The 15,004-nt window shown below is 58.1% G+C and carries 11 protein-coding genes; all 11 read right to left on the reverse strand.

Annotated features, from left to right (window positions below):
- Nucleotides 1–198: 198 nt before the first annotated feature.
- The 11 genes from ACGSLL_RS07630 to tssK are packed head-to-tail and all read right to left on the reverse strand — an operon-like array spanning nt 199 to nt 15,003.
- Nucleotides 199–2,829 (reverse strand): T6SS phospholipase effector Tle1-like catalytic domain-containing protein, encoded by a 2,631-nt coding sequence (locus ACGSLL_RS07630; protein WP_394504572.1) that lies wholly within the window; start codon nt 2,827–2,829, stop codon nt 199–201.
- Nucleotides 2,814–3,434, reverse strand: a complete 621-nt coding sequence (locus ACGSLL_RS07635) for a DUF3304 domain-containing protein (protein WP_394504574.1) — start codon at nt 3,432–3,434, stop codon at nt 2,814–2,816. The genes ACGSLL_RS07630 and ACGSLL_RS07635 overlap by 16 nt, the downstream gene beginning before the upstream one ends.
- Before the next feature lie 53 nt (nt 3,435–3,487).
- On the reverse strand, nt 3,488–4,045 hold the full coding sequence (locus tag ACGSLL_RS07640; RefSeq protein WP_394504576.1) for a DUF3304 domain-containing protein: 558 nt from the start codon (nt 4,043–4,045) through the stop codon (nt 3,488–3,490).
- A complete protein-coding gene (locus tag ACGSLL_RS07645; RefSeq protein ID WP_394504578.1) occupies nt 4,030–4,587 on the reverse strand; it encodes a DUF3304 domain-containing protein in 558 nt (185 codons plus the stop codon). The genes ACGSLL_RS07640 and ACGSLL_RS07645 overlap by 16 nt, the downstream gene beginning before the upstream one ends.
- Entirely contained in the window at nt 4,587–5,393 is an 807-nt protein-coding gene (locus ACGSLL_RS07650; RefSeq protein ID WP_394504580.1) for a DUF4123 domain-containing protein, read from the reverse strand. The genes ACGSLL_RS07645 and ACGSLL_RS07650 overlap by 1 nt, the downstream gene beginning before the upstream one ends.
- An 11-nt stretch (nt 5,394–5,404) precedes the next feature.
- Nucleotides 5,405–7,483, reverse strand: coding sequence for a type VI secretion system Vgr family protein (locus ACGSLL_RS07655; protein WP_394504582.1), 2,079 nt, complete (start codon nt 7,481–7,483; stop codon nt 5,405–5,407).
- A 28-nt stretch (nt 7,484–7,511) separates the two neighbouring features.
- A complete protein-coding gene (locus tag ACGSLL_RS07660; RefSeq protein ID WP_394504584.1) occupies nt 7,512–8,513 on the reverse strand; it encodes a serine/threonine-protein kinase in 1,002 nt (333 codons plus the stop codon).
- Nucleotides 8,510–9,238, reverse strand: a complete 729-nt coding sequence (locus ACGSLL_RS07665) for a PP2C family protein-serine/threonine phosphatase (RefSeq protein ID WP_093096874.1) — start codon at nt 9,236–9,238, stop codon at nt 8,510–8,512. The genes ACGSLL_RS07660 and ACGSLL_RS07665 overlap by 4 nt, the downstream gene beginning before the upstream one ends.
- Nucleotides 9,238–12,777, reverse strand: coding sequence for a type VI secretion system membrane subunit TssM (gene tssM, locus ACGSLL_RS07670; protein WP_394504586.1), 3,540 nt, complete (start codon nt 12,775–12,777; stop codon nt 9,238–9,240). The genes ACGSLL_RS07665 and tssM overlap by 1 nt, the downstream gene beginning before the upstream one ends.
- Before the next feature lie 13 nt (nt 12,778–12,790).
- Nucleotides 12,791–13,666 (reverse strand): type IVB secretion system protein IcmH/DotU, encoded by an 876-nt coding sequence (gene icmH, locus ACGSLL_RS07675; RefSeq protein WP_090287580.1) that lies wholly within the window; start codon nt 13,664–13,666, stop codon nt 12,791–12,793.
- Between the two features lie 5 nt (nt 13,667–13,671).
- Nucleotides 13,672–15,003, reverse strand: a complete 1,332-nt coding sequence (gene tssK, locus ACGSLL_RS07680) for a type VI secretion system baseplate subunit TssK (RefSeq protein ID WP_090287582.1) — start codon at nt 15,001–15,003, stop codon at nt 13,672–13,674.
- Nucleotide 15,004: the final 1 nt, after the last annotated feature.

Raw genomic sequence — 15,004 nt, forward strand, 5'->3', positions numbered from 1 at the left:
TGGTGAAGCGGTTGATGGCGCAGAAGAATGGTTGTAACCCGTCACAGATGTAGCGAGCATATCAACGGAGTACAACAGGCGACCAAAAACGAGATGCCAAAAAAGCCAATGTCTTTCATCAAAAAAATGACAATGTCATCGATGGCTTTTTCTCAACTTAAAGGGCAACTCATGAAGAGCCGCCCTTATCGTTTTCGGTTACACCTTCTTCTCGGACACCTTCAGATTGCCGGCCTGTTCGGCCACCAAGTCCATCCAGCCACCGGGCTTGTCTTCATCATTAGCGGCTTCCGCCACCATACCGGCCAATGAACCGAAGTCCTTCTTGCGCGCAGCTTCGGCTGCTTCCACCGCTTGATGGGCAACCAGGATTTTCTGTAGTGCCGGGGTGTTGGCAGTGGCTTCGCTCAACGGTTTAAGCGGAGGCAAGGCGGCGACTTTGGCGACCATATCGCCTGGTTCTTTGGTAAACGCGCGTATCGAGTCGACGCTATTGAGCATTGGCAGTGCAATCCCTGTAAGCGGATCGAATGCGCTGATTTCTGGCAGCTCCGACATAGCTACACCCGCTTTGCCGCTCAGCACTGGAAGCGCGAGCGACGGCAGGAACAGCCCCAACAGCATGCGAGGGTCTTTTTTCTTGATACTCAAACCCACACTCGCGACAGCAATACCGAGCCCAATCACCCTGCCCGCTGTAGCCAGCAAAGACAGTTGTTTGTTCGACTCGTTATCAAAATGCACCAGCCGGATGCGGAAGTAGTCTGTAAAGGGCTCGCGGGGTACGATTCCGGATGTGTTCATAAACCAAGCACGAGAGTCGTGAACCTGATCGTCAAAGAGCGCTACAAGATCTTCCTGACCCGCTCTAGGCTTGTTCGGTGCGCTGAACATTTTTTCATAGCGAGCCGTACCCTCTTTATAGAGGTATGCATACTCCTCTGCTTCATCCTCTTCGTTAATCAGGTACACCGTGCCGCCAAGCAACATATCGATTACGGCGACGTCAGTATGACCATCCCCGACCAAGCCCCATTCTCTTCGATAATCATGACGGAACTCCGCTGCGGCACCTAGCAACTGTCGATGATCTAGCGGTGGTTCGAAGGCTTTTTCCCAACGCGCATTTTCATATTTATCCTTGCCGACAATTTGAATATTCAGCTGATGCTCTTTTTCCTGTTCATCGGTATACGTCGGCGCAGGCTTACCTTCTGAAGCAGCGGTAGTTTCGGCGTTGCGACGCTTTTCCAGCTCCTTCCAAGCATCTATTTTTGCTTGCGGCATATCCGGAGCGGCATTCTTCAGGAATGACTGTTTTTCTAAGCCTCCTGCATATCTGTCGACTCTCCACCCCGTGATCAGAGCGTGTTCACGCTTCATCATTTCTTCTAAGGGTCCGCTTTGGCCTTGTGCCTGCCAGGCGTTGAATCGATTAATGAGTGTTTCCGAAATCAAAAAGTCGAGCTCGATTTCAGCATCCATAGCTCGCCACTTGTCGTGAACCCCTTCCTGGACAGCAGTCTCGGGAACCAACAGTGGCGCGCCAGCCATAAAAGCTTCGGCATACATGTGTTGTAAAGCTATCTGTGATAACACATGGTCTGAACCGGCTGTAGCTTTACCCTGATCATTTGGAGCATATCCTCCACCTACATCAGAGTGAACACCTGGGTAAATGTATTCAACCGTTCCTGGTCTATAACCGGATGCCTTACTCTTATCACGGCTCCCATCGGGCGATTTTGGGCGCCGTCTTATTGAATCCAGTGGAAAACTTGCCCGTTGCTCATGACCAGAAACCAGATGAACGCATCTTTTTAGAAAAGAGCAGTCATCGGGCAATGCCGTGCTCTGGCAAACGGAAGCTGCCTCATCCGGTAGTCGCATGGTACCGTCAGCCCAGTCCATGTGCCCTGCAGCAAAGGGAGCACTGTCGGCGAGACCAACAGCCGCAACGGTATCAAAGACGCCTAGAAAGTTAACGGAAATTGGCAACCCTGCAAAACGATACTCGACTTCGCCATTCTCACCTTGGCAACGAACCAGTGCTTGCAACCAATTGACGAACGTCCTTGCTTCAGCCGCCCCGCGCGAAAAACCATACACATATAGTCTCAACGCCAATAAATGCGGTTTCTCCTCTGATTCAAATTTCTCTTTGATTTTATTCTCTAGCTTTATAATTTCAGGTCGCAACGTGGCTTCGCGTTTCTTTTCGCCATCCTCTAATAGGCCTGCACTCAGAACATTCCCAAACCAATTAGTAGCCATGGTCTTTAGCAACGCTTTCGTCGCATTAATATCTAACCTTTCCTCGCCAAGATTTCGTTGCAGCGCATCGAGCAGCCTTGTCAGCGCCCAATTAATACGGTTCTCACCGCCACTAGCGCCCACGAGACCTTTTTGATCTGGAATATATTCGTCCACATCAGGAAAGACCGTTCCCACACCGGGGCAGTAATATTTTTGGAATCCCTCTTCCTCCATGGCCGGCGTGGATCCTAAACTGGCATGAAAAAGTCGCGCAATATTACTGCGCGAGTTAGGCGTAGTTGAACCGTCTGCCTGGTCGTTATTGTTAGTTCCATCAAATGCAAGTGTTATGTGTATTGTTTTGCAGCAAGGTGTTCCACTATCTGCTTGCCCTTTTACCTGTAAAAGGTTCCGGTGCTTTTCTCCAAAATTCCGCTCATCCTTTTTCTGCTGTTGAATATTTTTCGACAACTGTCCTGGCTCATTTGGAAGCCGCCGAGTTAGAGGGAACCTCGGTGCAACCAGTGCACTTTCTGGAGAAGGAGCATCCCCTCCTATCAATGATTCGAACATGAAGCCGGCTCCTTAATTTGGAAGTATGCTTTATCTGGATAATTCGGATTTCCCGGTGTGAAGCAAGTAGTAGAAATTTTTACATCATCGCAAGGGAGAAAATGCACCTGCAATGCGCAAACTTTTTCTGCATACCTAGGAACTTCGACCGTAGCAGAGTGGTGGGAATAATTGGCGGCATGCCGAACACCCTCTTCCTTTATGATCTGCCCATATTTATCACGCTTTAGCTTTTTATAGGGATTTGGATCCTTATCCCACTCGATAATCGCTCTAATACCGGGCTTCCATTGAACAGGAAGCACCCCACAACATACTTCGCCACCTCCTTGATTTGGCAGAATATGAGGTCCCCCCGCACCATTAACACTAAATCTTATGATCGAGGCAGACGTATGGTTATAACCGGTAATCGGTGCTGACACCATCTCAGGGCCCGCATTGCAGGCGCCAACACTGAACACACCGAAACTTAACATTACAGCTTTGCATCTTGATTCCAAACAAATCTGTCTTAGTCTAAAACTCAACATCTGAAAAAAAGCATCCTGCGACAAACCAAAGCAAAAGCGAATTTTGTTAACCATCTTATTCAGAATCTCCATATTTTTCGGCTACTTCATGCTCACCTTGTCTAAAAAGCGAGCAATCAATATTTTCAAAGGGGCTCACAGCTCGCGGTTTCTCTGACTTCAAAATAGCCAAGATCAGGATAGTTCTGATGCGATCTTGTATAGCAAGTAGTGGACACTTTGACTTGATCACAAGGCAAAAAATGAACCTGTATCGCACAGAAATCGCTACCGTATTTTGGTATTTCAACAGTCGCCTCATGACGAGAGTAACGGGCAGCATGCCGCTTATAGTCTTCCTTATCAAACTGCCCATATTTATCGCGTTTTATCATGTCTCGCGGATTAGGATCTTTCTCCCACTCGATGGTGGCTCGAAGGTCTGGATTCCATTGAGCAGGAAGCAGGCCGCAGCAAACTTGAGTTGCACCACCTTGAAAGGCTGACACAGGGTGCCCCCCGGCTCCGTTCACACTGAATCGATTGATAGCAGCTGAAGTATGGTTGAAACCTGTTACAGGCGTTGACACCATCTCCGGCGCTGTATGGCAGCCGTATAAACTTACCAAGCTCACGCACAGTAAGAATCTAATACTTCGCAAAACTCCAAGACTGTTCTCTATGACTTTCAAGGAACGGGACATTTATCCGTCTCCTTGACTTCGAAATAGGCTTTATCGGGATAACTCGGATGCTCTGGAAGAAAACAAGTAGTAGAAACCCTCACTCGATCGCACGGTAGGAAATGCACTTGCAATGCGCACACCTCTTCAGCGTACTTAGGAATTCTAACTTTCGCAGTATGATGCGAGTAACCAAGAGCATGACGAATCCTGGACTCCTTTGTTATTTGACCGAACAGATCACGCTCCACGTTGCCGTAAGGTTCTGGATCTTTATCCCACTCGATTTCCGCACTCAGCATGGGGTTCCACTGGACAGGCAGTAAACCGCAGCAAACTTCAGCGCCCCCGCCACTATTTGGTGGAATCCTGGGGCCGCCAGCGCCATTGATACTGAATCGCATAATTTCTGCAGACGTGTGGTTATAGCCAGTAACCGGCGCACTCACCATCTCCGGCCCACCACGACACCCACTAATCGCCGCCGCCCCCACCAATACCCACACACAGACCAGCCCGGAAGACATCGCCCCCCGCACCGCCCCCCGCGCAATCGTATTCATCAAATCAACGCCTTCGGCGGCTCATCGATCACAAACGACGAGTTCTCCACCAACCACTGTTCAATAAACGGCTCGCGTTCCTCCGGCTCTTTCAAGCCCTTCTGATTCGCCGCTAACTGGCTGCGATACAAGTGCCGAATCAAACTCTCGTTACGACTCAAGCCATAGTTCTGTGGCACTGCGCAACGATCGACGCGGTAGGCATCTGCTTCTGTCCACGCGAGCAAGTTGGCCACTTGCGGGTGATCGAACATTACCGGGCCGGCGGCGGGTACTTGGGCGTGGCGGACATAGTTGCCGGGCAGGCTTTGCGGTTGTTGGTCGCGGTCGAGCCAGTGCCACGAGATAACAGCGGCGTGGAAGGCGTTGCTTTGTGCCGGGGTCAGGGTTTCGGCGACTGGCAGCAGCATGCGCGGGTCGTAGTAGCGCAGCACGCCTTCGGAACGGCCCTGGTTCCATTGGGCTTGAAGGAAGCCGCGCAGGTGATCGGCGAGCGCTTCGAATTGCCATGGGCTGAATACAACGACGACATGTTTGTTGCAGTCGACGGCGTTGATGAAGGTTTTCAGCCAGTCGCGTTGGGCGATGTCGACGCGCAGCAGCAGCGGGCCGAAGTCGGCGATGGCGACTTCGGGCGTTTTTTCGAACAGCTTGGCCAGCTTTGCCGCGTCGGGCTGTTCGGCAAGCTGTTGCAATAACGGGTAGTCGAGGCTGGTGGCATCGACCAGCACGTCGAGGTGCTGCTGCTTGAGTTGTTGAGCATTGACCCACAACTCGTCGATCCAGCGCGCATTGCTTGGTTTCATGAAGTCATCCTTTATCGTGCGGCCAAGGCTTGAGCGTTACGTTTGGCCCGGGCCAGACATTCCTTGCACACCGGCGGTGGCGGTTTCGGTGCGTTGCCCAGTGCCTGCGGTGGCACCGCGCCCGCGATGTCCTTGTCGGCAGCGCCCGGCAATATCGGCGGTTTGATGCCGATGCCTGTGCCGGAGCCAGCCGAACCACCGGCATTGATCTTGATCACCGGCCCAACCACCGTCACCCCACCGCCATCGAGCTTGATAAAGCTCCCACCCCCCTGGATGGTCAGCTCCGTCCCCGCCTCGATAACGATCTTGTCCCCAGCCTTGAGGTGGATCTCTTTGCCCACACTGGTGAGCTGCGCAGTCCCCAACTTCACATGTTGGTTCTGCCCAACCGTCAAATGATCATCCAGCTTCGCCTCAACCTTGCGGTCGGCAATCGTGGTGCGGTGTTCCTCAGCCTTCAACTCGGTGTAAGTGTTCTTCACCACCGTGTCGTGACGTTCATTCCCGACCCGAATCTTCTGGTCGTGCTCAACGTTTTCATCCCAATCGCGCTGGGCATGAATGTAGATCTGCTCCGCACCTTTCTTGTCTTCGATGCGCAGTTCGTTGTACCCGCCGCCACCCGGTGAGCTGAGGGTTTTGAACACGCTGCGAGTTTTGTTCGCCGGCAGTGCATACGGCACCGGGTTTTCCTTGTGGTACAGGCAGCCGGTGACGAGGGGTTGGTCGGGGTCGCCTTCGAGGAAGGTGACGAGGACTTCCATGCCGATGCGCGGGATGCTGATTGCACCGTAGCGGTCGCCCGCCCAGGCGCTGGAGACGCGTAGCCAGCAGCTGGTTTTGTCGTCGGCGAGGCCTTCGCGGTCCCAGTGAAATTGCACTTTGATGCGGCCGTATTGGTCGCAGTGGATTTCTTCGCCTTTGGGGCCGGTGACCATGGCGGTCTGGCTGCCGAGCACGCGCGGTTTCGGGTGTTCGAGGGCCGGGCGGTAGAACACGTCCCACGGGGTGGCGAGGAAGGTGTTGCGGTAGCCCTGGTGGAAGTCGTCTTTGTTGTCGGTGGTGTCGCTGGTCACGCCTTCTTCGAGGACTTGCGGCTGTTTGCCTTCGTGGAAGATTTCGGTGAGCAGCCACAGGTCGTTCCACTCGCTGCGCGGGTGGTCGGACAGGGCCATGAAGTGGCCGCTGACCAGTTTGGTCTGGTCGCCGCGACCTTCGGCCTGGCGGTAATCGGCGCGATGGCGTTCGAGGGCGCGCTGGCTGAGGAATTTGCCGCGCGCGCGGTCGATGAAGCGGCCGGGGTAGTCGTAGTCTTCGAGATCCGGTTCGCTGCTGTCACTGTCCGACCCGCTTTCGGGCTTGAACGCGGCTTCCATTTGCAGGCGCGGTTTTTCGAAGTCGTAGTCGCGGCGCGTGGTGCGCGTGGTGCGGGTTTCCAGGCGCAGTTTGAAGGCTTTGATCACCGGTTCGTCGGCGACCATGCCGCTGCCCTGGACGTAGGCGGTCGGCTGGCCGAGGTCGGGGAATACGGTCTGGTCGTCGCCGAACACCAGCAGGTGAGCTTTTTCACTGTGCTGGAAGTGGTAGTGAATGCCCTCTTCTTCGCACAGGCGCTGGACGAAATGCAGGTCGGTTTCGTCGTACTGCACGCAGTAGTCGCGGTCCGGGCACGGCTGGCTGAGCTGGAAGCTGTAGGCGTTGCTCTTGATGCCGTGCTCATCAAGGATCAGCGCGATGATTTTCGGCGCCGACATTTGCTGGTAGATGCGCTGGTTGGTGCGGTGATGCAGGTATTGCAGTTGCGGCACGATCGACACTTTGTAGCGGGTCAGGCGCTTGCCGGCATCACCCTGGGCGACGCGGTAGATCTGCCCGTGGATGCCCGAGCCCTGTGGATCGAATGCAAGAAACGCCTGCTTGTGCAGCAGCTGTTCCAAATCCAGATCCGGGTTTTCGCTGACCAGTTCGAGGTCGAAGCGATACGCCTGGCTGATGCCTTCGGTGCCGGTGAACGACAGCACTTGCAGGTCGCCGACGTAGTCTTCGACCTTGAGGCTGAAGTGGGTTTCGTTAGCTGAGTTGAACATCGTGTGCTCCCTGTTCGAATGTCATCCGTTACGCCCGAAGTCGCAGACGTTGCAGCCAGGACGAAGTGGCGCCCAAGGCGTCACGCAATTGTTGGGCAGTGATGGTGCGTTCTGCCGGGTTGAAGCTCAGCGCGGTTCGCAGCGCTTGCCAGCCTTGTTGGGGTAGATTTTTCGGTGCGTGCAGCTCGCGCTCCAGATGCTCGTCGCGAGCCTGGGTCGAGGGCAAGCGGCGGAACGGGTGTTTGCCGCTCGCCAGTTCATAGATCACGCAGGCCACGCCGTACACGTCCGCGCTGGCCGACAAAGGTTGGCCCTCAAGCAGTTCGGGGGCGGCGTAGCCCGGGGTCCAGGCGTTGAAGCGTTCGCGGCTCAGGTGCGGCAGGCCGGACAAGGTGCCCTGCTCTGCCTGACCGAGGCCGAAGTCGAACAGGCGCAGGCCGTCTTCGCTGAGCATGACGTTGCTTGGCTTCAGATCACCGTGCAGCACGCCGCGACGGTGGGCGTAGGCCAGCGTGTCGAGCAGCGGCAGGACGATGTCGCGCAGTTCTTTCCACGGCAGGCCGAGGGGCCGCTCGCAGAGCAATTTGTCCAGAGTCAGGCCACGCATGTATTCCATGGTGATGAAGGCCCGCTGGCAGTCGGTGTCGACTTCAAAGGTGTGCGCACGTACGACGTTGTCGTGGCGCAGGCGCCGGGTCAGGGCAAATTCGCTGTAGAGCAAGGCACTGGCGTCCGGCGATTCGGCAAATTCTTCGCTGAGGATTTTCAGCGCAATGTAAGGGTCGGGATCGCCGAACTGTTCGTGCAGCAGATCCCGCGCCCGGTAAACGGCGCCCATGCCACCGGCCCCGAGCAGACGCTCGAGGTGGTAGCGACCAGCGAGTACATCCGGCAGTGCGCCGATGCTGGCCTTGGTCGGCGCCAGCAACGGTTCTGCCTGATGACCTTTGGCAAAAGCGAAATAGGTCAGGTTGTTGGCCTGCTCTTCGCTGATCAGCAGGTCATCGATGGGCGATTCAAGTTCACTCATTGGCGGACCACCACGGCAGTCAGGTTGTCACGCGCGGCGCCCCGCAGGGCGCCGTCGAACAAACGTTCCAGCGCCACATGCGGCGCGCTGAGGCTGAGGGCGTTGCCGAGGGCATCGCTGCTCAGCCCCTGGTACAAACCATCACTGCAGAGCAAAAACGCATCGCCCGGATAGACCTCGAGTTCCAGCACATCCAGGGTCAGTGTTTCGGCGGCGCCGACGGCTCGGGTCAACGCCTGAGCCGCCGGATGCGCTGCCGCCTGTTCGACGCTCATTTGCTGTTCGTCGATCAATTGCTGTTGCAGCGAATGGTCCTTGGACAGCTGATACAAACGCTGCCCACGCCACATATAGCAACGGCTGTCGCCGGCCCAGATGCAGGCCGCGCGATTGCCTTCCACCAGCAGCGCGACGACGGTGCTGCCCATGATGCTGTCGTGACGCCCGGCGGTGACCGTCAACTCTTGTCCCAAACGCCGGTTCAGCCAGTGCAGGCACTGGCGGATGGCTTTGAGGCGTTCGTCGAAGTCCTCGTGTTGCGGCAGTTCAGCCAGACTGGCGACGATCAACTGGCTGGCAATGTCGCCACCCTGATGACCGCCCATGCCGTCCGCGACCACCCACAGCCCATGCTGTGGCAGGTCGAGGAAGGCATCTTCGTTGCGCGCCCGCACCTTGCCCGGGTCGGTACGCGCCGCGCTGCGCCAGGCACTGGCCACCAGCATCAGAGCTGCACCGGCATACGGAAGGTGCGCAGCACGCCCATGTCGAACGGGTTCGGCGTGCGCTGGCTGGTCAGCAGGTAGTTGGCACGCAGGCCACCCACGTCGGCTTTGAGCACCAGCACATCGCGACCGGTCATGTACTCGGTCTGCATCAGATCGAACAGGCGGAACAGCGACCATGGGCCGGAGTTCTTCTCGATGCCGATCGGGCGCCCGGCCATTTTGTCCATGACCAGACTGGTGCGACCGTCTTCAGCATCGGTCGGCCATTTGAACGACATCGGCAGGATCGGGCCGTGGCGGTATTCCATGGTCTTGTCGCCGAACTTGAACTCGGAACGGCTCACGGCCGGGTCGAGGGTGTACGGCTCCAGCTTGAACTGCACGGTCGGTTCGGCCGGGTTGATCGAGAAGAAACTCTGGCGAATCGTCAGGGCTGCAGCCATCTGATCGAGGTAGACCTTGGACACCGGCAGGCTGTGACCGTCGACGCTGCGCATGCGGTAGTTGCCCGGATCGCCGCTGACGAACGGACGCATGTAGTTGTCGAAGAAGCGGTCGACGATGCCTTGCGCCTTGAAGAACTCGCGGAAGTCGCTGATCGCCACGTCGCTGGTGCTGGTGGCGCTGAACGGATAACGCTTGCTGATGGTTTTGCCATACACGCTGTACAGCTCGTTCTGATAACGACCGTTCAGGTATTGATAGGCATCGTTGAGCACCAGGCGCCACGAGTCTTCGGCCAGCACGTTGAACCACACGCTCAGCGGACGCGGCAGACGCCCGGACGCATTGCGCAGGTTGGTCAGCGCATCGCGCTGGCCGCTCATGCGGGTTTTCGCCAGTTCGAACGCGGCTTGTTCCGGCGTGCTCGAACGGGCCAGGCCGGCCAGTTGCAGCTGCAGGTCGTTGAGCGCGCTCAGCGCTGGGGTCAGGTCCGCCGCCGGGCCGTTGTTGTCATCGAGCAAACGGTGCAACGGTTCGAAGCGGCGTTGCAGCGATTTCTTCGCGGTGTCTGGCAGGTTCTTCGCGACCTTCAACGCCGAGGCCTTGTCCGCCACGGCAGACGCCAGTTTGCCGACCTTGCCCAGCTTGCCTTTCTGGTCAGCAAGCGCATCGGCCGCATCACCGGCTTCCTCGACCGCATCAGCCGTCGCTTCGAAGCGGGTGTTCTCACGCACTTCGGTGAGCAGCGCCAGCACCGGCGAGTTGGCCGAGGTCAGGCCCGCCAGTTGCTCGGCGCCTTCGCCGGCGTCGCTGATCGGCGGCAGTGCAACCTGGCCAACCGCTTCGCTCCAGTAGTTGGCGTAGTCGCGGAAGTACAGTTGCTCAAGCTCGACCATCAGGCGACGCAAGTCCATGTCGCTGATGCCCGCGCCTTCGCCCAGCACCCAGTTGTCGCGCAGGATGTCGGTGACCAGCGCCGAGCCCTGCACCGAGAAGTACTGCTGATAACCGCTCTGGGTGTAGAAGCCCGGAATCACGTATTCCGTGCCGATGAACAACGAGCCTTGCGGGCCGAGGTGCTGGCTGAAACGGTAGTCCGGCAGGTTGCGCGCCTGCTCGCGGAGCATGCGGTACACCACGGTCGCCAGCGATTCGCTGCGCAGGACCTGACGCGCCTGCGTCACCAACTGATCGTTGAGCGGATAGATGAACGGTTGCTTGAGCAAACGATCGAGGTGCGCATTCAGACCGTTCTGCACCGCCGTGTTGCCGGTGTAGCGCTGCGACCAGTCGGTGGCGATCCAGTCCTTGAGCCAGACGGCATCGCGACGGTCCTTCATGTTCAGCATCAGGTACGCGCGCAGGCTGTTGAGCAGGCGATCGCGGTCCTTCATGTTGGCGCGAATCTGCCCTTCGAGCATGGTCGCCACCCGTGGCAGCAGTTGCGCTTCAAGCTCATGCTCGTAGGCTTGCTTGACCACCGGATTGACGTCTTCGCCCTGATACAGCCCACCGCGTTCGTGATACGACACGTCGCCTTTTTTCGGGAACGCTTGCGTCGCCGCGTAACTGGTGTCGAGCGTTTTCAGCACGCCCATGGCGTCATCGCGTGGCGACAGCGCCGCACGTTGCTGGGTCCAGTTCTGCGCCAGCGTGCGCAGGTTTTCCAGGCGCTCGTAGTTGGCCGAGAAACCGCCAGCCCAGAGCATGCCGAACAGCGCCAGTGCCGCCAGTGCGCCAACGTACAGAGCCCGTTGGCCCCAATGAATGCGGCTGCGCTCGCGCTTGTCGAGACCGGCCAGATCGGCTTCGGGGAAAATCACCTGGCTGAACAGGTGATGAATGAACCGCGAACGGCCGCTGCGCAGGGTCGGCAGCACACCGGCGTTCATGCCGAGGCTGGCGCCGATACCGGCGGTGGTCGAATCCATTTCCTGGGTCAGGTGCGGCGCGCTGGTCAGGTAGAAACCGCGCAGTTGCGTGGCCCGCTGATAGCGGTTGCCGGTGAACGCCATGTCGACGAACAGGCACAGGCGCTCGCCGATCTGCCCGAGTTGATGCGGGAAATCGAGGATGCGGCCACGGCGCTGGGTATCGCGCTCGGAGTGCATGCGCATGATCACCTGGCTGTTGAGACGACGCAGCAGTTCTTCGAACTCGTTGCGCAGCACAGCGACGTCGGTGCCGACCTGATCCTTGCGGAAACTGGTACCGAGCACCTGATCGCTTTCTTCGCGGGTCAGTTGGTCAAAGAACTCGTCGAAACCAAGCAGCTTGTCGGCCTTGCTCAGCACCAGATACACAGGCACATCGACGTGCAGTTTCTGATGCACATCTTGCAAACGCCCACGCACCTGACGCGCCAGCGTATCGATGTCCTGCTCACTGCCGCCGAGCAGGGTTTCCACCGGAATGGTCACCAGCACGCCGTTCAACGGACGCCCGCGACGACGCTTGCGCAGCAGCTCCAGCAAGGTGCTCCAGGCGTTGCCGTCGACTTCGGCGTCGGGCTGGGTCATGTAGCGCCCGGCAGTGTCGATCAGCACGCCGTGATCGGCGAAATACCAGTCGCAGTGACGGGTGCCGAGGGTGTCGCGGGTCAGCTTGCGGTCGATCTTGTTGATCGGGAATTCCAGGCCGGAAAAGTCCAGCAGGCTGGTCTTGCCGGAAGCCTGCGGACCGATCAGCAGGTACCACGGCAAGTCGCTGCGCCAGCGCTCGCTGCGGCCGCGATACAGGCTCGAGGTCTTCAGGGTTTTCAGCGCGTCCTTGAAACGTGCCTTCAACTCTTTCTGCTCTTCGTCGATCAGCTCTTCGCGGCGAATGCGGTCCTGGCCGTCTTCGCTGGCTTCCTCGGCTTTCTTGCGAATCCCGGCGCGCCAGCTGACGAAGACCATAGTCAGGCCCCAGATCAGGAACAGCACGGCGATGGTCAGCAGACGCGAGGTCGGACTTTCCCAGAACTTGTAATCGTCAACCGCCAACAATGGACCGGCGAACCACACCAGCAGCGCCAAAAACAGCACCAGCAGCAGGGTCCAGACCCAGGCCTGGCGCAGGAAGGCGCCGACTTTCTTGAAAAACTTTTTCATCACACGTCCCTGTTTACGGCTGCGACTGCGGTTGCACCGCGGCCGGATCAAGCGGCTGATAAGGTTGCAGAACGGTGTCGCGCTGCTCGCCCAAGACCCAGGCGAAGCCCGAATACATCACCACAAGGCAGACCAGCGTGAACAGCACCACCATCCACGCCGGCACGATGCGCACCAGATTGCGGCGCTGGTCGTTGAGGCCTTCCCAATGCGGCGACAGCTCGCGCGGCACGTCGCCACGCAACTGACGGATCTGCCGGTACAAGGCGTCACGGATGCCCTCGAGTTCGAGCATGCCGCGCGCCTGCACGCGGTACTTGCCCTCGAAACCGAGGGACAGGCACAGGTACATCAGTTCGAGCATTGGCAGGTGCTTGACCGGGTTCTTCGACAGCCGATCGAGCAGCTGGAAAAATTTCTCGCCGCCGAAGGTTTCGTTGTGGAAGCTGCTGAGCAAACTCATCTGCGACCACTCGCTTTCGTTGCCCCACGGCGTGGTCACGACGGCTTCGTCTACCACAGTGCAGAGCACATAACGCGCGGCCATCACCTGGCTGCTTTCAGCGCCGTTGTGCAGAGCGCGTACTTCAAACAGTTTGAGCCCGGCGGTCAGGCGCTCATTGAGCGCGTACAGGTCTTCGCGGGTCTCGCTGTGCTTGAGGCGCACCACTTCCGAGAGCAGTTCCGACGAGGCCGCGACCAGCGAATTGAGGCTGATGTTGAACGCTTCGGCCGGACGCAGGCGCGCGGCGTAGATCATGCGTTCTTCCAGTTGCTCGAAACGCGGCGGCGCGGCGAAGTCGGTCAATGGACTCGACGCCGGTCCGTGGCCCTGGCGATCGAGCAGGACGGTTTTGTCGTCCTGGCTGTAATCCGTTTCCTTGATCATGTCGGTCAGTTCCTGATGGCCCAGAATTTCAGTTCAAGATTGGCGAATTCGCCGGACACGTGGAACGCGAAACCGCCGGAGCGCTCCAGTTGTGCCAGGTCTTCGGAACTGAGTTCGAGAATGAAATAGGTTTTGTTGGAGTGGAACGCGATCTGCCGCGGGGCCACCGGCAACGGTTTGACCTTGATCCCCGGCAGGTGCAGGTTGACCAGTTGGCGAATGCGCTCCACCGGGCCGACCTTGAGGTGCGCCGGCAGGCGCTGGCGCAGTTCTTCGGAGTCGCAGTCGGCACTGGCCGCCAGCACGAACGACGCCGAGCCGAGCAGTTTGTGGTCGTGCAACGGCGAAACGATGATGCCGTACTGACGCGCTTGCAGGATCAGTTCGATGGCGTGCTGCTCGAGCACCATCGACAGCACCTGACGAATCGCTTCCATCAGTTTGCGGAAGCTGGCGCCCTGATCGGCGTGGGAATAACGGCTGTCCAGACGTGGACGTTTGCTCTCGCCGGAGAAGGTCGCCAGATCGCCGAGCATGGTCAGCAGCGTGCGGTACAACTCTTCCGGATGCACCTGCTCCAGCCCCAGATAATGGCGCAGCAGCAGTTCGGTGCGGTTGATCAGTTGCAACATCATGAAGTCGCCAACCTCGGCGCCGCCGACCTTGCCGTTGGAGCGAATCCGCTCGGCAATGGTGTCGCCACGGTGGCTGAGCATGCTGATGACTTCTTTCAGGCACGACAGCAGGTAGCTCGACGCGTGGGCCTGAATGTAGGTTGGCACGAAATCCGGGTCGAGGCTGATCACGCCGTCGGGCGTGGTGTCGAGCACGTCGCAGATCTTCAGCTTCACGTAGGCCTGATCGCTCTGCTGCTCGCCGAGCAACAGTTTGAAGTCCGGGCGACCGCAACTGACCTGGCTGGCCGAATCGTCGCCGGCGTTGGAGTCAGCGACTTCGGCGTCGTACGCGGTGTAGCGCGCGAGCACGTCGGATTGCTCCGGGCGACGGGCCTCGATGTGGTTGCCGGTAACCAGCGGCAGCGCCAGATAGATCGGCGTGTTGCCGGTGTTCGGCGGCACGTCCAGTGCCAGCGGTTCGGTGTTACCACCGAGCTCGAACAGGCTGCCGTCCGGCAGGATCCCCGAGGCTTCACTGATCACCAGTTTGCCCATGTTAAGGAACTGCAAATCGATTTCCAGATTGAGAAAACCCCAGGTGTAGCCACCGAGCAATTGCGTGCGGGTTTTCATCTGGTGATCGTAATAGCGATCGTTGTGCTGGAAGTGCTGCGGACGCAGCAGCATGCCTTCCTGCCAAATGACTTTATGGGTATTCATG

This window comes from Pseudomonas retamae, from assembly GCF_043496865.1.
Classification (GTDB): Bacteria; Pseudomonadota; Gammaproteobacteria; order Pseudomonadales; family Pseudomonadaceae; genus Aquipseudomonas; species Aquipseudomonas retamae.